The organism is Achromobacter sp. ACM01, assembly GCF_014851745.1.
In the GTDB taxonomy this organism is placed as follows: Bacteria; Pseudomonadota; Gammaproteobacteria; order Burkholderiales; family Burkholderiaceae_B; genus Achromobacter; species Achromobacter aegrifaciens.
Window position 1 is genome coordinate 835,604 of record NZ_JACVAF010000003.1, and the last position, 20,168, is coordinate 855,771.

Consider the following 20,168-nt stretch of genomic DNA (forward strand, 5'->3'; position numbering starts at 1 on the left):
GGACCTGAAAAACTAGGGGAAACCCGGCGAAGCCGCCCGCGCGCCCGGGCGGCAAGGGTCCGCCCCGCTGCTACACTCCCGCCAGAAAAACAGTGGAGGCAGCAATGGCAAGGCCCGCCGGCAAGATGGAAAAGAACGCGGAACAGGCGCCTGCCGCCGCGCGCAGGGGCATCCAGTCGATCGAAGTGGGATTCCGGATCCTGGACGTCATCCGCAAGGCCGGCCGCCCCCTGCCCCTGAAGGAAATCGCGGATGCCTGTGAACTGACGGTACCCAACGTCCACTACTACCTGGTCAGCTTTCAGAAGGTGGGCGTGGTGCAGCAGCACGCGGATACGGGCCATTACGGCCTGGGTCCCTATGCCCTGCGGCTAGGCCTGGCGGCCCTGGAACAGTTCGACGTATTCACCACCGCCCGGCCCATCATGGCCGAAGTGGCCGCGGTCACCGGCCACACCGTGTTCCTGGGCGTGTGGGGCAACAAGGGCCCGACCATCGTCTACCGCGTCGAAGGCGCCCGCAGCCGCCCCCTGCTGGAACTGCGCGTGGGCAGCGTGCTGCCGCTGCTGTCCTCGGCGCTGGGCCGCAATTTCCTGGCGCACCTGCCGGAAGCCAGCACGCGCGAACTGCTGGAACAGGAAATGGCCTCGGCCGGTTCGGACGGATATGGCGGCAAGTCCTACACGCAAAAGGACGTGCAGGCCATCCGCGAGGAAGTGCTCGAACACCACCTCAGCCGTTGCCGCGACGCGCTGCTGCCGCACTTCACGTCGCTGTCCGCGCCCATTTTCGACATGCTGGGCGAGATGAAGGCGGCCATCACGCTGATGGGCCCGGTGGGCGCCATCGACGACGACCTGCAATCCGACACGGCGCGGCTGCTCAGTGAAAAAGCCCGCTCGATCTCGGCAACGGCAGGCTGGGTGGAGCCGCAGGCGCGCTAGGCGCTTCTGCCGCCCTCACCTCCACGCGTCGGGCAGCCGGCTGGGCGGCGGCGTGCTAGCCACGTTTTTCTTGTAGTAAGCGATGAACTCCGGCGCCGGCATGGGCTTGCCGTACAGCCAGCCCTGGCCGAAATCCACCTCGCGCGCTTTCAGGTGGTCTTCCTGTTCCTGGCGTTCGATGCCTTCGGCCACGGTCAGCAGGTTCAGCGACTTGGCCATGTCGATGATGTGGTCCGTGACCTTGTGGGTCGCGGAATCGGTGCCGATGGTGTCGACGAAGGACTTGTCGATCTTCAGCGAGTCGAGCGGCAGCCGCTGCAGATAGGACAGGCTGGAGTAACCCGTGCCGAAGTCGTCGATGGCCACGGCATGGCCTTGCGCCCGGGCCTGTTCGATCACGCTGCAGGCCTTGTCCACGTCCATGAAGCCGCGTTCGGTGGCTTCCAGCCAGATCTGCCGGGGATCGATGACCGTGCCTTCGAGCATGCGCTGCAACACCCGCAACGCCCCGCCATCCTTGAGATCGCTGGCGCTCAGGTTGACCGAGATGTGCGCTCCCCGGTCCTCGCCCAGCAGATCCTCCATATCCCGGATCACCAGGCGAAACACCTCTTCGGTGATGCGGGCCATCAGGCCGTTGTCCTCGGCGATCGAGATAAACAGATCAGGTCTCAGGGTCTTGCCGCCGCGCCTGATCCAACGCACCAGCGCCTCCGCGCCGATGCAGCGGCCAGTGCGCAGGTCGATGATGGGCTGGTAGTGGACGACGAATTCCCGCCGCCTGATGCCGGCGGCCAATTCGCCCGCGATCGACAGGCGCCGGCGCGACAGCCAGACGACCAGCGCGATCATGGCCGCCGCGACCAGCGTCCCCATGGGCAACCAGAACAGGCGTTCGCGCGGCAGCATGTCCAGCGCTTCGGTTTGAGGTTCGAGCAGGACGACGGCCAGGTCCGCATTGCGGGCGACGGCGCTGAGATAGGCCTCGTCGATGTCCAGCTTGCCGCCATTCAGCGCCTGCGATACCAGCACGAGATCGGGGTCGTTGCGGGTGCCCAGCATGCCCACGCCCGGCAGGACCACGGCAAGTTGCGCGCCGTCCGTGAGCGCCTTTTCGGTGAACCGGCCTGGTTCGAACAAGGCGCTGTAATCGCCGTGGCGCACGGCCACCATCCTGATGCCGGGGCTCAAGACGGGCACTGCGTCCAGCAACAGGCGTCCACCATTGGCCAGTTCGACCTGGGCCGGAACCAGCGGCTCTTCGTAGCTGGGCACGCCCCAGGTGGTGCACTGGACGATGCCGCCCGCCACGTAGGCCAGATCGTCCACGGCCCGGTCCCTCAGGGCCAGGGCCCGCATATGGCGGATATGCTGGGGTGAACAGGGTTCGAATGCCAGCCCGTCCAGATCGCGCAGCGTGGTCACGGTCTGGTCCAGCAAGTCCTGCGTGTCCCTCAGGATGCGCTGGGCCTGGTCGTCCAGATAGCGCTGTTCGCCCGCGACGGCGCGGGACCAGGACATGTGCAGCGCGAAGCCGATGGGCAACAGCGCCGCGGCGGCGGCGAGAGCGATGGCGATGCCGATTACAAACTTGCGCGGCATCGAGGCCGTCCCCAGGGATCGCCGGCTGGCGAGGTTATATCTTTTTACACTTTTTGAGGGGGCAGTGTCTCCATCAATTTCCGCTCGCAGCCGCCGTTTCAGCCTTCCGCCACGATCTTCGCGTCGCGGATGGTCTGGGCGTACTTCTGCTGCTCCTGCTTCATGAAGTCGGCAAAGCGCTGGACGCTGCCGCCGCCATCCTCCGCGCCCACCTGCGCCAGCTTTTCCTGCACATCCGGCATCGCCAGCGCCCGGTCGATGTCCTGGTTCATGCGCTGGACCATGGCGGCGGGCATCTTGCCCGGACCGACCATGCCGAACCAGATGCTGGCCTCGAAGCCGGGATAGCCCTGTTCGGCCACGGTCGGCACATTGGGGTGGCTCTTGGAGCGCTGCAGCAGAGTCTGCGCCAACGCGATCACCTTGCCGGACTGCACCAGCGGCGTGGCGGTGGTCATGCCTTCGAAGCAGTACTGCACGTGGCCGCCCAGCAGGTCGTTCATCAAGGGAGCCGAACCCTTGTAGGGCACGTGCAGCACATCAATCCCGGCGCGGGCCTTGAAGATCTCCAGCGCCAGGTGCTGCGCCGAACCGCTGCCGGCCGAACCGAACACGATCTTGCCCGGCTGCGCCTTGCACAGCGCGACCAGCTCGGGCAGCGTCTTGGCGGGCTGAGAGGCGCCGCCGATCAGGATGGTGGGCGTCTTTCCGACCAGCGCGATGGGCGTGAAGTCGCGGTCCACCGAATAGGCCAGCTTGGGCTGCAGGCCCGGCGCGATGCCGTGGCTGTTGACGTGCGCCATCAACAGCGTGTTGCCGTCGTTGGGCTGGCGCGCCACCTGTTCGGCGGCAATGATGCCGGCCGCGCCCGCGCGGTTTTCGACGATGACGGGAATATTCCACATCACGCCCAGCTTCTGCCCCAGCAGGCGCGCCAGCACGTCGGTGCCGCCGCCGGCGGGAAAGCCCACCACGATCTTCACCGGCCCCTGCGGCAGGTCTTGCGCCCGCGCCGCCGCCGGCAGGACCAGCGCGGCTCCCAGCGCCGCGGCGCCGGTCATGAATTGCCTACGTTGCATTGCTGTCTCCTCGCGCGCCGGTCCGATGGCCGGCGACTGGTTCTCGAAACTCTGTCACCGCCCACCGCAAGCGGCCGTCTGGCGCGGCCTGGCTGCGATGCTCCTGCGCTGCTGCGCGCGGCCCGCAGGCCGCGCGCCCTGCCCTCAACCAGCGACCCGGCTCCACTTGCCGTAGCGCTCGACCATGCGCTCGTCGAAGCCGAAGCCCAGGCCGGGCTCCTGATGCAACACCACGCGCCCCTGCTTGTGCGTCAACTGGCGGTCGACCAGCCTGCGGAAGTTCAGGACCTGATCGTCCCAGAAAAATTCGACGTAGCGTGCATTCGGCGTCGCGGCGACCAGCGGCGCATGCACGTCATGGAACCAGTGCGGGCAAACCACGACGCCGTAGCTGGCAGCGGTAGCGGCGATGCGCTTCCATTCGGTGATGCCGCCGCAGACGGCGGCGTCGGTCTGCAGGATGCCGGCTGCGCCCTTGTCCAGCAGCTCCTTGTGATACCAGCGGCCGTAGCCGATCTCGGCGGTGGCGATGGGCAGGCGCGTCAGGCGCGCGAGCTTGGCGTGGCTGTCGATGTCGTCGGGGCCGAAGGGTTCTTCGATGAAGTACGGATCGTACTGTTCGAAGCGGCGGATGTACTGCATGGCCTGAGTCACGTCCTGCCAGGCGTTGTTGCAGTCCATCATCAGCTCGACGTCGGGGCCGATGGCCTCGCGCGCCGCCTTCAGGCGCGCCTCTTCCTCGGCCGGGGACAGGCGGCCGGTCTTCATCTTCACGGCGCGAAAGCCCTTGTCCACGTAGCTCGCCATTTCCTCGCCCAGGTGCTGGGGCGTCTTGCCGTCGAGGTAATAGCCGCCGCTGGCATAGGCCGGCACGGTTTCGAGCTCGACCGCGCCCAGGTACTTGTGCAGCGGCAGGCCGACGGTCTTGGCGTTCAGGTCCCACAGCGCGATGTCCAGGGCGCTCAATGCGCGCATTACCGTGCCTTGCCGGCCTTGCAGCAGGGCTTCCTGGTACATCGCCTGCCACAGGCCTTCGACAGCGAGCGAATCCTTGCCCAGCAGCACGGGGCCCAGCAGGTTCTGCACCGCGGCTTCGAAGATGGCGCCGCCGGCGCTGCCCACGTAGCAGAAGCCGATGCCTTCCACGCCGTCGGAGGAACGAACCTTCACCAGGCCGTAGTGCCGCGTGGACACGGTGCGGTTCGAAAACGAGGTGACCTTGTCCAGGGGCACCGCGGCGGCGCACACGTCTATGGATTCAATGATGGGCACAACTGGCTCCTTGGTAATCGGGATGGTCGGGCGGGGCCTGCGCGGCTTGCGGGGCCTCAACGCTCTGAACGTATTCTTGCCGCGGCAAAAGAAAACAACAATTATCTTCATCCATCTTTAGAATATGGAAAAAGCATCTTTTCAGGAGAAGCTGGTTCGTGGATTCGCGCTTTCTGCAAACCTATGTGCACGTGGTGGAGCTGGGTTCCATCGCCCAGGCCGCGCGCCACCAGGGGCTGACGCCCGCCACGGTGCAGCAGCGCCTGCGCGCGCTGGAAGCGGACATGGGCAGCGCCCTGATCGCGCGCTCCGGCCGCACCGTGAAGCCCACCCAGGCCGGCATGCGGATCCTGGAGCGCGCCCGCGCCATCCTGCGCGACGTGCGCGACCTGCGTTCGGCCGCGTCCGACACCGAACTGCCGGCGGGCCCCTTGCGCCTGGGCGCCACGCCCACCGCGCTGACCGGCATCATGCCGCCCGTGCTGCGCGCCTGGACCGCGCGCCATCCCCACATTGAAATCTACATAGAACCCGCGCCCACCACCCTGCTCTACGGCAAGGTGCTGTCCGGCGAACTGGACGGCGCGCTGCTGGTGCATCCGCTATTCGCCATCCCCAAGACCTGCGCCTGGCGCGACCTGCGGCAAGAACCGCTGGTGCTGGTCACGCCGGCCGACATGAAGGTGCGCGATCCGCTGGAAGTCATCGCTCGCGAACCCTACATCTGCTATGACCGCAGCGTGGTGGGCGGCAAGATGGCCGACGACTACCTGCGTGCGCGCAGCCTGCGGCCGCACGTGCGCTTCGAGCTGGATGGAATCGATTCCATTGCCAAACTGGTGTCGGAAGGATTGGGCGTGGCGCTGCTGCCGGATTGGGCGACCACCGGTGAACCGTCAGCCCGCGTCAGGCGCTGGCCCTTGCCGCCGCCCTGCCCGGTGCGCACCGTGGGCGCGGTCTGGCTGCGCTCCGGCGTGCGTTCGGCGCTGATGCAGGCCTTCGTGGAAATGGCCGAGACCCAGCTCGGCCTGGACTGAGCGCGGAAGATCAGCCCTGTGCGTTTGCGTCGCGGCCGTCGCGCGCCACGACCACGCCGCCCGACACCACCAGGCGGCGCGGCGCGCGCGTTGCCACGGCTTGCGCAATACAGCTGGCGTCGACCAGCACCAGGTCGGCGCGCGCGCCCGGCGCCAGGCCATAGTCCCTGAAACCACAGGCGCGGGCCGCGGCGGCGGTCACGCAATCGAACGCCCATTCGACCTCGTCGTCGCGCCGCAGGTCGTTGCGCAGCCCGATCAGCATGGCGCGCGCCAGCATGTCGGGACTGCCGTAAGGCGTCCAGGTATCGCGGATGCCATCGTTGCCGCCGAAGATCGTCACCCCCGCCTCGCGACAGGCGCGCACGGCCGGCACGGGCCGCGACGGCGGCGCGGTCGTCAGCAAGGCCACGTCCAGCGCGGCCAGCCGCCGCAGCAGGCCGTCCAGCCGCTTGGCGTCGACGCCGCCCAGACAGAAGGCGTGGCTGATGACAACCTTGCCCTGCATACCCAGCGCCTGGACGCGGTCCAGGATCAGGTCCAGGGTAAAGGCGCCCAGTTCGCCCGGCTCGTGCAGATGGATATCGACGGGCTTGTGATGCTTGTCCGCCAGGCCGAACAGCACGTCGAGCGACCTCGCCGGATCGCGGTCGATGGCCGAGGGATCCAGCCCGCCCAGCACATCCGCGCCCTGCGCCAGCGCCTGGTCCAGCAGCTCGGCCGTGCCGGGCCGGACCAGCAGGCCCGACTGGGGAAAGGCCACGGTCTGGATCTCGACGCGTCCGGCCAGCTCCTGGCGCGTGGCGTGCACACCCTCCAGATGGCGCAGCCCGGCGTCGGTATCGATGTCCACGTGCGTGCGGATGCGGGTCGTGCCTTCGCGCAGGAAGGCCAGCGCCAGGGCGCGCGAATGGCTGGCCGCGTCATGGCCGCTGCGGGCGCGCCAGACGCGTTCGTTCTCGATGCGGTCGGTCAGCGCCGGGCCCACTTCGTTCACGTACCAGGGCGAATCCCAGGTGGTCTTGTCCAGGTGAGTATGGCCTTCGACCAGGCCAGGCAGCAGCAAGGCGCCTGCGCCGTCCTCGACAGGCATGCCGGGCGCGGCGGCGAGGCCCGGCCCGATACCCTGAATGCGCCCGTCGCGCACCAGCACGTCCACCGCACCGCCTTGCGGGGCGCGGACATTCTTCAAAAACAGATTGGTCATGGCAGGATTCCAGGCGCCGCGCGTGGCGGCCGGCCTTGCGCAGACCAGGCGGCACGCGCCATCAAGCTCAGGCTTGGGGCGGTTCTATCCAGAAGAAACGTTCACCCTGGCGGACCATGTCGGCCACGCCTTCGGCGCCGATGCGGTAATCCGTACCCATCAGCGTGGCACCGCCATCCTCATGGATATGAATGATGGCGAGCGGGTCATTTGCCATGGTGTACCAGTAGTAACCCGGCTTGAGATCATGCAGGTTCGTAGTCATGTTTCGAGTATACAAACATCCCCGCGCCGTATTCAAAAAGACACATAAATCCAGCTCATGCCTGACATGATGGCCTTGAGGCGGCATACTTCCCGATTCCAGGCCCAAACCGCCCGCACAGTAGGCATGCGTCGACCAGGCTGTCGCCGCATTGGCGCATATGCTTTGACCGTTGGAGGAACCGCGAGCGTATGAAAAGGCAGTCTCTTCAATTCAGCGAGCCGCTTAAACAAGCTGTTTTGGACGGCCGTAAAGTGCAGAGCCGGCGCATCCTGAAGCCGCAACCGACCAAACTGACCACGGTCTGGTATGCGGACGCCGCGGATTCCGGCAGATGGGTGGCCATGGGCCCGTCGCTGGATAATCCATCCGAATTGCGCAAGACCTCCAGCTGGGTCAGGTGCCCATTTGGAAAATCCGGCGACAGTATCGAATTGACCGACGAAGCCGGCAATACCTTCGCCACCGCCGTTATCGTGGGGGTGCGCGTCCAGCGCCTGCAAACCCTGTCCGAAGCCGATGCCCGCGCCGAAGGCACGCAAGCCCTGTACCAAAGCTCCGCCCTATTGCCGGGCGTGCCGCTGCAGACCGCCTTCGCCTTGACCTGGTGCGAGCGTTACGGCTCGCACGCCTGGGCAGCGAACCCGTGGGTCTGGGTGGTCGAATTCCGTCGCCAACAGGCCGATGGGGAGCGGGACGCCTAGCTCCTGCCCCAAAAAACTGGTGCGCCCGCGCAACGTCGTTACGCGGAAACAGGGGCGGATGGTGACTGCCTGTAACCTGGCCACTCGGCTTCACCTGATTCCAGGCGATTTCAATCCATTTCAATCGCGGCCGCATCAGAGCGGACTCACGCTGTTGCGTAGCAGCAAGCCGCATGCCATATGGGCGGGGACGGTTGCGGATTGTCGCGATTGACGCGGGCCCGCTTACGTCTGCCTGATCGAAAAGCCCGAAAATGGCATCAACGAATACTCAACTTTGCTGCGTCAAGCGGCAGGCAGGTGCAAGATGAAAAAATGGCTTATCGCTGGTGCTGGTGCCGCTGGTCTGCTGATCTCCAGCGTCGCCCTGGCTCGCGTGGACGTCGGCATCTCGATCGGCATACCGGGGGTCGTATACCCCGCGCCGGTCTACGTCGCGCCGCAGCCCGTGTATGTGCCGCCCCCGCCGCCCGTCTATTACCGCCCCGCGCCGGTGTATGTCGCGCCGCCGGTGGTCTACCCGGCGCCGGTGTACTACCGCGGCGGCGGCCGCTATTACGACCGCGGCTATTACTATGGCCGCGGACGCGGACATGACCACCACCACGGCCGTGGTCGCGGACACGACCGCGATTAATGCGTGACGGCCGCCAGGCGCCGGAAAAAGCAAAGGCCACTCTTGCGAGTGGCCTTTTTTTCTGCGGGGCAATGTCCGGTGCCGCGCGGAAAGCACCTCAGGCTGCAGGAGCCTGCACGGGTTTGCCGACCAACACCACCGGTTGCTGCGGAGCCTTGCTGGCTTTGGCATCGCTCCACCGCGGCGTTTCCTGAACGAGATCGATCCAACGGCGGGGCTCGCTCGACGACCGCCACCAACCATTATGCGGACGCATGGGCAAACTCCGGTTCACCGTTGAAACGCACGCCGTTGATGCCCTGGAACAGTTGCAGGCTTTCCTGCTCGGCTTCGTGCAGGCTCGAAAACGGCGCCTGTCCGGGCACGGTCCAGCACTTTTCCGGCGCGGTGCCGCCAACCCGGCGCGTCCATATCTGCACACGGTAGCCCTGCTCGTCTTCCTGAGCCACGGAGCATCTCACACGAAAATCTCCAATCATTCTTGAAGTCATGGGCAACTCCTTGTTATTTAAGTGAATGAAGCGTGTAGCACACGGGGCATATTGTGCCGTAACTATCCGGCCCTTTTATTGGAATACACAATTGCTCACATCATAATCAAACACTCGCGCAGGCAGCTTAAAGGCCCGAGGCGACAGGAATATGTACAGATAATAAAAAAAAAACGGAGCCCGAAGGCTCCGTCTTTTACTCCGCCAAATGACGGATGGACAGCTGAAAAGCGTCAGGCTTTCGGTGCCGGATTCAGCACCGTCAGGCCGCCCATATAAGGCTGCAGCGCCTCCGGAATCAGCACGCTGCCGTCTGCCTGCTGGTGGTTTTCCAGCACGGCGACCAGCGCGCGGCCCACGGCCAGGCCCGAACCGTTGAGCGTGTGCACGTATTCCGGCTTGCCCTGGGCATTGCGGAAGCGCGCCTGCATGCGGCGGGCCTGGAAGGTTTCGCAGTTCGACACCGAGGAAATCTCGCGCCAGGTGTTCTGCGCGGGAAGCCACACTTCCAGGTCATAGGTCTTGGCCGAACCGAAGCCCATGTCGCCCGTGCACAGCAGCACAACGCGGTAGGGCAGGCCCAGCAGTTGCAGCACGCGCTCGGCATGGCCCACCATGTCTTCCAGCGCCTCGTAGGACTGATCGGGCTGGGTGATCTGCACCATTTCAACCTTGTCGAACTGGTGTTGGCGGATCATGCCGCGGGTATCGCGGCCGCCGCTGCCGGCTTCCGAGCGGAAGCACGGCGTGTGCGCCGTGAGCTTGAGCGGCAGGTCGGAAGCGGCCTGGATGGTGTCGCGCGCCACGCTGGTCAAGGTGATTTCCGAGGTGGAGATCAGGTACTGGTCTTCACGCACGTACGGCTTGCCCTGGTCATCGACCTTGGGATCGTCGTCGCCGCCGCCCTTGGACACCGCGAACATATCGTCCTTGAACTTCGGCAGCTGGCCCGTGCCGTACAGCGTCGAGGCATTGACGATGTAGGGGGTGTAGCACTCGGTGTAGCCGTGCGTGCCCGTCTGCAGGTCCAGCATGAACTGCGACAGCGCACGGTGCAGGCGCGCAATCGGGCCGCGCATGAACGAGAAGCGGGCGCCGGACAGCTTGGCGGCCATGTCGAAGTCCAGCCCCAGGGGCTCGCCGATGGCGACGTGGTCGCGGGCCTCGAACGCCAGGGCCGGCGGATTGCCGTCGGCGCCGGCCGCGCCCGGCAGCCAGCGGCGCACTTCGACGTTGTCGTCGGCGGATTCGCCCAGCGGCACGCTGGCGTGCGGCAGGTTGGGCACCGACATCAGCAGTTCATTGAGCGGCTGCTGCAAGGCGGCCAGCTCTTCTTCCAGCTGCTTCAGGCGCACGGGCACGGCCTGCGATTCGGCCATGACGGCGCTGGCGTCCTCGCCCTTGGCCTTGAGCTGGCCGATCTGCTTGGCCAGCGCGTTGCGGCGGGCTTGCAGGGACTCGGTTTCAGTCTGGACAGCCTTGCGGCGGGATTCCAGCTCATTGAACCGTTCCGTGTCGAAGGACACGCCACGGCTCTTGAGGCGGTCTACGACGGTTTGCAGGTCTTTACGCAGCAGTATCGGGTCTAGCATGGTGATATCGGTGAGGTTGCGTGAAGCAACGGGCGGCGCCCGTTACCGTTTCTTGGCGCGTTCCTGTGCGTCCAGCTCGCGCAGGAATGCCAGCTTTTGCTGGATTTTAGCCTCCAGGCCGCGATCGGTCGGCCGATAGAAGGAGGGATTGAGTCCATCGGGGAAATATTGCTCGGCGGCGGCGTAGCCGTGCGGCTCGTCGTGCGCGTAGCGGTAGGCCTTGCCATGGCCCAGCTGCTTCATCAATTTGGTGGGCGCATTGCGCAGGTGGATCGGCACCGGCGCGCTGCCGTGCTCGGCCGCGAACTTGCGCGCCTGGTTGTAGGCGTTGTAGACGGCGTTCGACTTGGCCGCGCAGGCCATGTAGACCACCGCCTGCGCCAGCGCCAGTTCGCCTTCCGGCGAGCCCAGGCGTTCATAGATGTCGGCGCCGTTCACGGCCAGGTCGGTGGCGCGGGGATCGGCCAGGCCGATGTCTTCCACCGCCATGCGCACCAGCCGGCGCGACAGGTATTTGGGATCGGCGCCGCCGTCGATCATGCGGCAGAACCAGTACAGCGCGGCGTCTGGGTTGGAGCCGCGCACCGACTTGTGCAGTGCGCTGATCTGGTCGTAGAACGCGTCGCCGCCCTTGTCGAAGCGGCGCAGGTTCTGCGACAGCGAGATCTCCAGCCAGGCCGCGTCCACCGTATCGCGGCCGGCGGCCTGGGCCGACTCGGCCACCACTTCCACGGCGCTGATCAGGCGGCGCGCGTCACCGTCGGCCCAGGCCGCCAGCTGTTCGCGCGCGTCGGCCTCGACATGGATGCGCTCGCCCTCTTCCAGCCCGTCGTTCAGGGCCTGCACGGCGCGGTCGACCAGCTGTTGCAGCTCCTCGGCGGTAAGCGATTGCAGCACGTACACCCGCGCCCGCGACAACAGCGCCGAATTGACCTCGAACGAGGGGTTTTCGGTGGTGGCGCCGATGAAGGTGAACAGCCCGCTTTCCACATAGGGCAGGAAGGCATCCTGCTGCGCCTTGTTGAAGCGGTGCACCTCGTCGACGAAGAGGATGGTGCGTCGTCCCTGGCCCTGCGCCACCTGCGCCACGGTGACCGCGTCGCGGATGTCCTTGACCCCGCCCAGCACCGCCGAGATGGCGATGAACTGCGCGTCGAAGCCGTCCGCCATCAGGCGCGCCAGCGTGGTCTTGCCCACGCCTGGCGGCCCCCAGAAGATCATGGAATGCGGCCGGCCCGAGTCGAAGGCGACGCGCAGGGGCTTGTCGGGCCCCAGCAGATGCGACTGTCCGACCACGTCGGACAGGGTCCGCGGGCGCAGCCGCTCGGCCAGGGGCACATAGGGCCGATGCGCAGGATCGGCCGCGAAGAGATCGTTGCTCATTGGCAGAAGATGAGGGGAGACAGCAAGTAATTCAAGCCAGCATTACACCATGGCGCGGGCCTGCCTCCCTTAGCGGTCCTAGGCCAGTCCCGGCGGCGCGAAGCGGCGGTTCGCCAGCACCGGCAATACCTTGCGGGCATGGGCCAGGCGTTCGGGGTCGATATCGGCGAAAACCAGAGCCGGGGCTTCGCCCGCCCGCGCCGTCACCACACCAAGCGGATCCACCACCATGCTGCAGCCGATGTTGCGTTCGCCGCATTCGCCGGTGGCAGCCACATAGCAGGTATTTTCCAGCGCGCGCGCCGTGACCAGCACTTCCCAGTGCATTTCCTTCAACGGGCCGCGAACCCAGGCCGCCGGCAGCACCAGCAGGTCGGCGCCGTCCAGCGCCAGGCGCCGCGCCAGTTCGGGGAAGCGCACGTCGTAGCAGGTCATCAGGCCCACGCGCAGGCCGCCGATGTCCAGCAGCGGCGGGATGTCGACGCCGGGCGTGACGTTGGTGGATTCCTTCATGTTGAAGGCGTCGTACAGGTGCAGCTTGCGGTATTGCGACAGGATCTTGCCGTCTTGCAGCGTCACCAGCGTGTTCCAGACCCGCCCTTCCCCGGTCGGCACATGCACGCACATCATGGTCGCCAACTGCGAGCCGCGGCTGGCTTCCAGCAGGCGGCTCATGAAGGGACCGTCCAGCGGCTGGGCAGCCTTCAGGACGATCTGCGGATCGGTGATGTCGCGGGCCAGGATGCCTTCGGGCAAGACCAGCAGGCCGGCGCCGCCGGCGCGGGCGCGCTCCATCAAGTCTATGCAGACCTGGGCGTTTTCTTCCCAGACGCGGCTGACGGCGAACTGGCCCAAAGCAACTTTCAGCATGACGCTTCCTTGTGTCGGAGGTTTTCCTATTGTCGCGCCAACCGCCGGCCAGCGCCGACTACGGGAAACTCCTAACTCCCGCTTGTAAATTCTTTTCACGATAATGAAAAAAACCAGGTTTGACGTAAATATTTTCCATAGCAGGCGCCCCCATGACGAACTCCTCCTTCCCCGCAGCCCCCCTGGACGTGAACGGCAAAGGCCTGGGCGCCTTTCCGGAATCCTGTACCACCGCCGGCGTGGCGGCGCTGAACTGGAACCTGCTCAATGAGGACGTCAGCCTGCCCGTGGCGGTGCTGTACGAAGCCCGCGTGCGCCATAACCTGCAATGGATGCAGCGCTTCATGGAAGCGTACAAGGTCAAGCTTGCGCCCCATGGCAAGACCACCATGAGCCCGGCGCTGTTCCAGCGCCAGATCGCAGGCGGCGCCTGGGGCATCACGCTGGCAACCGCCCCGCAGGTCCGGGCCGCCTACCAGCACGGCGTGCGCCGGATCCTGATGGCCAACCAGTTGGTGGGCCGCGCCAACATGGCCATCATCGCGCACGTGCTGCGCGACCCGGCCTTCACCTTTTTCTGCATAGTGGACTCCCCGGCCAACGCGGCCCAGCTGGGCGCCTACTTCGGCGAACAGGGCCTGACCCTGCCGGTGCTGATCGAGCTGGGCCCGCAGGGTGGCCGCACCGGCGTGCGCGACGACGCCCAATTGCGGGCGCTGGTCGACGAAATCGGCAAATGGCCCGGCCTGGCCCTGGCCGGCATCGAAGTCTACGAAGGCGTGCTGCAGGAAGAAGACGCCATCCGCGCCTTCCTGCGCCGCGCCGCCGACGCCCTGCGCGGCCTCGCCGCCGCCGGCCGCCTGCGCAAGAACGGCCCCGCCCTGATCTCTGGCGCCGGCTCCGCCTGGTTCGACGTGGTGGCCGAAGAATTCTCGCAACTGGACATCGGCGCGCCGCTGGAAATCGTGCTGCGCCCCGGCTGCTACCTGTCGCACGACGTCGGCATCTACCGCTCGGCCGCCGAGCGCATCAACGCCCACAATCCGGTCGCGCAAAAGATGGAACCCGGCCTGCAGCCGGCCTTGCAGGTCTGGGCCTACGTACAGTCTCTGCCCGAACCGGGCCGCGCCATCGTCGCCATGGGCAAGCGCGACGCCGCCTTCGACGCCGGCCTGCCCACGCCCGCCGCGCTGTACCGCCCCGGCCGTGACGCCGCGCCCGGCCAGGCTCCCGGCCACTGGAAGCTGAGCGCGATGATGGACCAGCACGCCTTCATGCAGATCGGCGCAGGCGACGACATCCAGGTCGGCGACATGATCGCCTTCGATATTTCCCACCCGTGCCTGACCTTCGACAAGTGGCGCCAGGTGCTGCTGGTGGACGAGCAATACCGCGTTACCGACGTGGCCGAAACCTTCTTCTGAACGGCCCTGCCCGCCGCACCGCGCCGGTACCCGGCGGGCAGGGGGAATCGCGGGATTCCGGCGCAAACCTCTAATTACTACAAGCAAAACCCGTTTTTGACCCTCTGGAGAGAGAATCATGAACTTCCGTACCTCCCGGCGAGGCGGTGGGCTCAATAGCCTGCTGCTGGCCGGCGCAATTGGCTTGACCGCATTGTCGACCCCCGCCCTCTGTGCCACGCCGATCAAGGGAGGCACGATTTCGGTTGCCACCATAGGCGAGCCGCCCACGCTGGATCCGATGACCAGCACCGCCGACCTGGTGGGCATCCTGACCCAGCACTTCTTCGAAACGCTGTACACCTTCGACGGCAAGTGGAACCTGACCCCGCTCCTGGCCGACAAGCTGCCGGAAGTCTCCGCCGACGGGCTGACCTATACGATCCCGCTGCGCCAGGGCATCACCTTCCATGACGGATCCAAGATGGATTCGTCCGACGTGCTGGCCTCGCTCAAGCGCTGGACCGAGACCGCCACGCGCGGCAAGATGGCCGCCAAGATCATCACCGGCATGGAAGCGCCGGACGCCAACACCATCCGCATCACGCTCAAGCAGCCCTATGCGCCCCTGACCGCGCTGCTGGCCATGAACAACAGCGCCGCCGTCATCATGCCCAAGGGCAAGATCGCTCCGGCCCTGACCGAATTCGTCGGTACCGGCCCCTACCAGTTGAAGGCGCGCGTGCCCGACCAGTACATCCAGCTGGTCCGCTTCGAAGGCTACAAGCAGCGCGAAGGCGAGCCTGACGGCTTTGGCGGCGCGCGCAAGCAGTACCTGGACGAGATCCGCTTCGTACCGGTCAGCAACGCCAACACCCGCGTCGAAAGCGCGGTGGCAGGCCAGTTCGACTACGTCGACTCGCTGCCGGTGGAATCGCTGCCCAAGCTCAAGAACGGCCGCTCCGACCCCGTCATGCTCAAGCCCTTCGGCTGGCCGCGCCTGGTGCTCAATACCAAGCAAGGCATCATGTCGAACCTGGCGGTCCGCCAGGCCGTGCAGCTGGCGCTGAACGAAGAAGACATGCTGTACGCCGCCTTCGGCGACAAGAACTTCTACAAGCTCAACGGCGACCTGTATCCCGAGGGCTATCCCTGGGCCACGTCCCTGGGCGGCAAGGTCTACAACAAGGGCGACGCCGCCGGCGCCAAGAAGCTGGTGGATGGTGCCAACGTGCAGGACCGCAAGATCCGCATCCTGACCAGCCAGCAGTACGAGTTCCACTACAAGATGGCGCTGGTCGCCGCCGAATACCTGAAGGCCGCGGGCTTCACCGTGGACATGCAGGTGGTGGACTGGGCCACGCTGACGCAGCGCCGCCAGGACCCGGCCCTGTGGGACGTCTTCATCACGCACAGCCCCTTCCTGCCTGAACCCGCCCTGATCGACTTCCCGTCCAAGGACGCGCCGGGCTGGTGGGACACCCCCCGCCGCAACCAGGCGCTGGACGCCTTCAACCAGGCCAGCAACCAGGAAGAGCGCATCAAGCGCTGGGCCGATGTGCAGCAGGCCGTGTACGACGAAGTGCCCTTCATCAAGGTCGGCGACTTCAACGCCCAGGCCGCGCGCTCGCCGTCGCTGCAAGGCACCAAGGCCGTGCCGTGGCCCTACTTCTGGAACGCCTGGAAGTCCAAGTAATGGCGTAGCGCGGCAGGGCAAAGGCGCACACAAGACCTCCTGCCGCGCTCCACGCATCAATGCATGACCCGCAGAGCGCGCCCTTCCAACAAGCGCGCCGCCCCTCCCCACGATACGACGCTTTTTTAGGACATCCATCGTGTTGCGTTATCTCTTAAACCGGCTGGTCGGGCTGGTGGCCGTGATGTTCATCGTCGCGACCATCGTGTTCGTGATCATCCGCGTCACGCCAGGCGATCCCGCCGCCGTGATGCTGGGTCCGCAGGCCAGCCAGCAGGACATCGCCGCCCTGCGCACCCAGCTCGGGCTGGACCAGCCGATGGCCGTGCAGTACGTTTCGTGGCTGGGCAAGCTGGCCCAAGGCGACCTGGGCCAATCCATCTTCATGAACAAGCCGGTGCTGTCGGCCTTGGCCGACCGCGCCGAACCCACCATCCTGCTGACGCTCATGTCGCTGCTGATCGCCAGCGCCATCGCGCTGCCGGTGGGGATACTGTCCGCGGTCAAACGCGGCACCACGCTGGACCAGTCGGTACTGTCGTTCTCGATGTTCACCTCCAGCGTGCCCAGCTTCTGGCTCGGGCTGCTGTTGATGCAGGTGTTCTCGGTCAAGCTGGGATGGCTGCCCGTGGCCGGCTATGGCGGCCCCGACGCCTCGCTCATGACCCGCCTGTCGCACCTGATCCTGCCCGCCGTGGTGCTGGGCCTGGTGAACTCGGCGCTGATCACCCGCTTCATCCGCGCCAGCATGCTGGACGTGCTGCGCGACGACTATGTGCGCACCGCGCGCGCCAAGGGCCTGCCCGAAAGCAAGGTGATCCTGAAGCACGCCGTGCGCAATGCGCTGATCCCGATCCTGACGGTGCTGGGCCTGACCACGGCGCTGCTGATCAGCGGCGCGGTCGTGACCGAAACCGTGTTCGGCCTGCCCGGCGTGGGCAGCCTGGTGGTGTCGGCCGTGCTGCGCCGCGACTACCCCGTCATCCAGGGCGCGCTGCTGATCATCGCGGCCATCTACGTCCTGATCAATCTCTTCATCGATCTGCTGTACCTGCTGGTCGATCCCCGGGTCCGCTACTGATATGGCTATCGCAACTACCGCTAATTCCGGCGCGGGCGCCGACCGCTGGCAGGTCCTGCGCCTGCTGGTGTCGCGCAAGACCGTGCTGATCAGCCTGATCGTGATCGTCGTGCTGGTCCTGGCTGCGCTGCTGGCGCCCTGGATCAGCCCCTACGATCCGTTCAAGCTGTCCATCATGAACCGGTTGAAGGCGCCGGGCGCCGCGCACTGGTTCGGCACCGACGACTTCGGCCGCGACGTGTTCAGCCGCGTCATCCACGGCGGCCGCCTGTCGCTGATGGTGGGCTTCTCCGTCGTGATCGTGTCCAGCATCCTGGGCATCGCGCTGGGCCTGATCGCCGGCTTCTTCCGCACGGCGGACAAGTTCGTGTCGCGCCTGATCGACGCCATGATGGCCTTTCCCGACATCCTGCTGGCGATCTCGCTGGTGGCCGCGCTGGGGCCGTCGCTGGTCAACGTGGTGATCGCGCTGGGCATCGTCTACACGCCGCGCCTGGCGCGCATCGTGCGCGCCTCGACCCTGGTGATCCGCGAACTGCCCTTCGTCGAAGCCGCCCGCGCGCTAGGCGTGCCGACCTGGCGCATCGTCACCGTGCACGTGCTGCGCAACCTGGTGTCGCCCATCCTGGTGCAGGGCACGTTCATCTTCGCCTACGCGATCCTGGCCGAAGCCGGCCTGTCGTTCCTGGGCGTGGGCGTGTCGCCCGACATCCCCACCTGGGGCACCATGATCAACGCCGGCCAGCAGTACATGGGCTCGGCCGACTGGATCATGATCTTCCCCGGCATCGCCATCGTCCTGTCGGTGCTGTCGCTGCAACTGGTCGGCGACGGCCTGCGCGACGTCCTCGATCCGCGCCTGCGCAAGGAGCTGTAATCATGACCGCAAGCACCCGAGACGTCGTGCTTTCCGTGGAAGGGTTGAAGACCTGGTTCCACAGCCGCGACGGCATCGCCAAATCCGTGGACGGCGTTACCTTCGACCTGGCCCGCGGCGAAACGCTGGCCATCGTCGGCGAGTCCGGCTCTGGCAAGTCCGTGACCAGCCTGTCCATCATGGGCCTGCTGCCCAAGCCGGCGGGTCGCATCGAGGCCGGCAAGATCCTGTTCCGCGACCGCCAGGGCGCGCAGCACGACCTGGCCCAGGCCTCGCCCGCCACCCTGCGCAAGATCCGCGGCGCCGAAATCGCCATGATCTTCCAGGAGCCCATGACCAGCCTGAATCCGCTGTACACGGTGGGCGACCAGATCGCCGAAGCCGTGCTGCAGCACGAGGGCGGCTCCCGCGACGCGGCCATGCGGCGCGCCCGTGAAATGCTGGAACGCGTCGAAATCCCGGCGGCCGAGCGGCGCATCAACGAGTACCCGCACCAGATGTCGGGCGGCATGCGCCAGCGCGTGATGATCGCGCTGGCCCTGGCGTGCAACCCCGCCGTGCTGATCGCGGACGAGCCGACCACCGCGCTGGACGTGACCGTGCAGGCGCAGATCCTGGACCTGCTGCGCCGGCTGCAGGCCGAGATGAACATGAGCATCCTGTTCATCACGCACAACCTGGGCGTGGTGGCCGAGATCGCGCATCGCGTGGCGGTCATGTACGCGGGCCGCGTGGTCGAGGACGCCGGCGTCTACGACCTGTTCGAAAAGCCCACGCACCCCTACACCCGCGGTCTGCTGTCCTGCATCCCCACGGCCGCCCTGCTGGCCTCCGGCGAACGGCTGCGCGCCATCCCGGGCAACGTGCCCAGCGTGCTGTCGCTGCCGGCCGGCTGTACCTTCGCGCCGCGCTGCCCGCTGGCTGCCGACGACTGCCGCGCCGCCGTACCCGAACTCATGCCGGTGCAGACCGACCACCGCGCGCGCTGCATCAAGGTGAATCCGATATGACGAGTAGCCCCATTCCCATCCGCGCCGAGGAGCCGCTGGTGCGGATCCAGGACCTCAAGGTCCACTTCCCCACCTCGCAGGCGCGCCATGCGCCGGTCGTGAAGGCCGTGGACGGCGTCAGCTTCGACGTGCCGCGCAACACCATCGTCGGCCTGGTCGGCGAATCCGGCTCGGGCAAGACCACCACCGGCCGCGCCCTGCTGCGCCTGTTCGCGCCCACCGCCGGCCGCATCCTGTTCGACGGCCAGGACATCACCAAGCTGTCCGAAAAGCAGATGCTGCCCTGGCGCCGCCGCATGCAGATCGTGTTCCAGGATCCCTACGCCAGCCTCAACCCCCGCATGACGGTGGCCGAGATCCTGGGCGAAGCGCTGGACACCCACCGGCTTGCCCAGAACCGCCGCATGGCCCGCATCGGCGAGCTGCTGGAACGCGTGGGCCTGAACGCCGACCACAGCCGCCGCTATCCGCACGAGTTCTCCGGCGGCCAGCGCCAGCGCATCGGCATCGCCCGCGCGCTGGCAGTCGAGCCCGATTTCATCGTGGCCGACGAGCCGGTGTCCGCGCTGGACGTGTCGGTGCAGGCGCAGGTGCTGAACCTGCTGCAGGACCTGCAGCGCGACCTGGGCCTGACCATGCTGTTCGTGGCCCACGACCTGGCGGTGGTGGACTACCTGTGCGACGAGGTCGTGGTGATGTACCTGGGCCGTGTCATGGAACGCGGCCCGACCAGTGAGGTCTACGCCCGCCCCCGCCATCCCTATACCCGCGCGCTGCTGTCCGCCGCGCCGGTGCCGGACCCGCGCGCGCCGCGCTCGCGTATCCTGTTGAAGGGCGACATCCCCAGCCCGGTCAACCCGCCTTCCGGCTGCGTGTTCCGCACCCGCTGTCCCTACGCCATCGAAAGCTGCGCAACCACCGAGGCGCAGGCCGCCAATGTCGGCCCGGGCCACTATGTGGCGTGTTCGCGCATCGGCGACGCCGAGCTGGCCGCCTGATAACCGCCCAGTCCAGAACA

Annotated in this window: 19 protein-coding genes; 10 read left to right on the forward strand and 9 right to left on the reverse strand. The window is 66.5% G+C overall.

What is annotated here, in order from left to right:
• Nucleotides 1-104 precede the first annotated feature (104 nt).
• Nucleotides 105-944 (forward strand): IclR family transcriptional regulator, encoded by an 840-nt coding sequence (locus tag IB268_RS18600; protein ID WP_054450135.1) that lies wholly within the window; start codon nucleotides 105-107, stop codon nucleotides 942-944.
• Nucleotides 945-959: 15 nt separating this feature from the next.
• Here the strand turns inward: IB268_RS18600 and IB268_RS18605 are convergent, their stop codons facing one another.
• The 3 genes from IB268_RS18605 to IB268_RS18615 all read right to left on the reverse strand — a co-directional run bounded on the left by IB268_RS18605 (nucleotide 960) and on the right by IB268_RS18615 (nucleotide 4,897).
• Nucleotides 960-2,546 carry an EAL domain-containing protein gene (locus IB268_RS18605; RefSeq protein ID WP_192354619.1) on the reverse strand — a complete coding sequence of 529 codons (1,587 nt, stop codon included), beginning with the start codon at nucleotides 2,544-2,546 and terminating at the stop codon, nucleotides 960-962.
• A gap of 98 nt (nucleotides 2,547-2,644) precedes the next feature.
• Nucleotides 2,645-3,625, reverse strand: a complete 981-nt coding sequence (locus tag IB268_RS18610; RefSeq protein ID WP_054450130.1) for a tripartite tricarboxylate transporter substrate binding protein — start codon at nucleotides 3,623-3,625, stop codon at nucleotides 2,645-2,647.
• 144 nt (nucleotides 3,626-3,769) lie between these two features.
• Nucleotides 3,770-4,897, reverse strand: a complete 1,128-nt coding sequence (locus IB268_RS18615; protein WP_054450128.1) for a mandelate racemase/muconate lactonizing enzyme family protein — start codon at nucleotides 4,895-4,897, stop codon at nucleotides 3,770-3,772.
• A 158-nt stretch (nucleotides 4,898-5,055) separates the two neighbouring features.
• On the opposite strand from IB268_RS18615, the gene IB268_RS18620 reads away from it, so the two are divergent.
• Nucleotides 5,056-5,934: a LysR family transcriptional regulator gene (locus tag IB268_RS18620; protein ID WP_054450126.1), complete on the forward strand. Its 879-nt coding sequence runs from the start codon at nucleotides 5,056-5,058 to the stop codon at nucleotides 5,932-5,934.
• 10 nt (nucleotides 5,935-5,944) lie between these two features.
• Here the strand turns inward: IB268_RS18620 and IB268_RS18625 are convergent, their stop codons facing one another.
• Together IB268_RS18625 and IB268_RS18630 are read right to left on the reverse strand one after the other, a co-directional pair.
• On the reverse strand, nucleotides 5,945-7,141 hold the full coding sequence (locus IB268_RS18625; RefSeq protein ID WP_175159471.1) for an amidohydrolase family protein: 1,197 nt from the start codon (nucleotides 7,139-7,141) through the stop codon (nucleotides 5,945-5,947).
• A gap of 67 nt (nucleotides 7,142-7,208) precedes the next feature.
• Nucleotides 7,209-7,406: a hypothetical protein gene (locus IB268_RS18630; RefSeq protein WP_013391913.1), complete on the reverse strand. Its 198-nt coding sequence runs from the start codon at nucleotides 7,404-7,406 to the stop codon at nucleotides 7,209-7,211.
• 191 nt (nucleotides 7,407-7,597) lie between these two features.
• Between IB268_RS18630 and IB268_RS18635 the strand changes: the two genes are divergently transcribed.
• Both IB268_RS18635 and IB268_RS18640 read left to right on the forward strand, forming a co-directional pair.
• Entirely contained in the window at nucleotides 7,598-8,110 is a 513-nt protein-coding gene (locus IB268_RS18635) for a hypothetical protein (RefSeq protein ID WP_175159468.1), read from the forward strand.
• 307 nt (nucleotides 8,111-8,417) lie between these two features.
• The gene (locus IB268_RS18640; protein ID WP_054450122.1) at nucleotides 8,418-8,747 is read left to right on the forward strand and encodes a virulence factor; all 330 of its coding nucleotides are present in this window, start codon (nucleotides 8,418-8,420) and stop codon (nucleotides 8,745-8,747) included.
• A gap of 242 nt (nucleotides 8,748-8,989) precedes the next feature.
• On the opposite strand, the gene IB268_RS18645 is transcribed toward IB268_RS18640, so the two are convergent.
• From IB268_RS18645 to IB268_RS18660, 4 genes are all read right to left on the reverse strand, one after another.
• Complete coding sequence (locus IB268_RS18645) at nucleotides 8,990-9,238, reverse strand: hypothetical protein (protein ID WP_082400638.1); 249 nt, start codon at nucleotides 9,236-9,238, stop codon at nucleotides 8,990-8,992.
• Between the two features lie 233 nt (nucleotides 9,239-9,471).
• Entirely contained in the window at nucleotides 9,472-10,830 is a 1,359-nt protein-coding gene (serS, locus tag IB268_RS18650; RefSeq protein ID WP_175181159.1) for a serine--tRNA ligase, read from the reverse strand.
• Between the two features lie 42 nt (nucleotides 10,831-10,872).
• The gene (locus tag IB268_RS18655) at nucleotides 10,873-12,213 is read right to left on the reverse strand and encodes a replication-associated recombination protein A (RefSeq protein ID WP_054450116.1); all 1,341 of its coding nucleotides are present in this window, start codon (nucleotides 12,211-12,213) and stop codon (nucleotides 10,873-10,875) included.
• A gap of 78 nt (nucleotides 12,214-12,291) precedes the next feature.
• A complete protein-coding gene (locus IB268_RS18660; protein WP_082400636.1) occupies nucleotides 12,292-13,083 on the reverse strand; it encodes a deaminated glutathione amidase in 792 nt (263 codons plus the stop codon).
• 152 nt (nucleotides 13,084-13,235) lie between these two features.
• Here IB268_RS18660 and IB268_RS18665 point away from each other — a divergent pair, with 152 nt between their 5' ends.
• The 6 genes from IB268_RS18665 to IB268_RS18690 all read left to right on the forward strand — a co-directional run bounded on the left by IB268_RS18665 (nucleotide 13,236) and on the right by IB268_RS18690 (nucleotide 20,148).
• The gene (locus IB268_RS18665; protein ID WP_192352531.1) at nucleotides 13,236-14,507 is read left to right on the forward strand and encodes an amino acid deaminase; all 1,272 of its coding nucleotides are present in this window, start codon (nucleotides 13,236-13,238) and stop codon (nucleotides 14,505-14,507) included.
• A 118-nt stretch (nucleotides 14,508-14,625) separates the two neighbouring features.
• Nucleotides 14,626-16,182 (forward strand): ABC transporter substrate-binding protein, encoded by a 1,557-nt coding sequence (locus IB268_RS18670; RefSeq protein ID WP_054450112.1) that lies wholly within the window; start codon nucleotides 14,626-14,628, stop codon nucleotides 16,180-16,182.
• 139 nt (nucleotides 16,183-16,321) lie between these two features.
• Complete coding sequence (locus IB268_RS18675; RefSeq protein WP_054450111.1) at nucleotides 16,322-17,263, forward strand: ABC transporter permease; 942 nt, start codon at nucleotides 16,322-16,324, stop codon at nucleotides 17,261-17,263.
• A 1-nt stretch (nucleotide 17,264) separates the two neighbouring features.
• Nucleotides 17,265-18,140 carry an ABC transporter permease gene (locus IB268_RS18680; protein ID WP_054450108.1) on the forward strand — a complete coding sequence of 292 codons (876 nt, stop codon included), beginning with the start codon at nucleotides 17,265-17,267 and terminating at the stop codon, nucleotides 18,138-18,140.
• A 2-nt stretch (nucleotides 18,141-18,142) separates the two neighbouring features.
• A complete protein-coding gene (locus tag IB268_RS18685; RefSeq protein WP_054450107.1) occupies nucleotides 18,143-19,150 on the forward strand; it encodes an ABC transporter ATP-binding protein in 1,008 nt (335 codons plus the stop codon).
• Nucleotides 19,147-20,148: an ABC transporter ATP-binding protein gene (locus IB268_RS18690; RefSeq protein ID WP_054450105.1), complete on the forward strand. Its 1,002-nt coding sequence runs from the start codon at nucleotides 19,147-19,149 to the stop codon at nucleotides 20,146-20,148. The genes IB268_RS18685 and IB268_RS18690 overlap by 4 nt, the downstream gene beginning before the upstream one ends.
• Nucleotides 20,149-20,168: the final 20 nt, after the last annotated feature.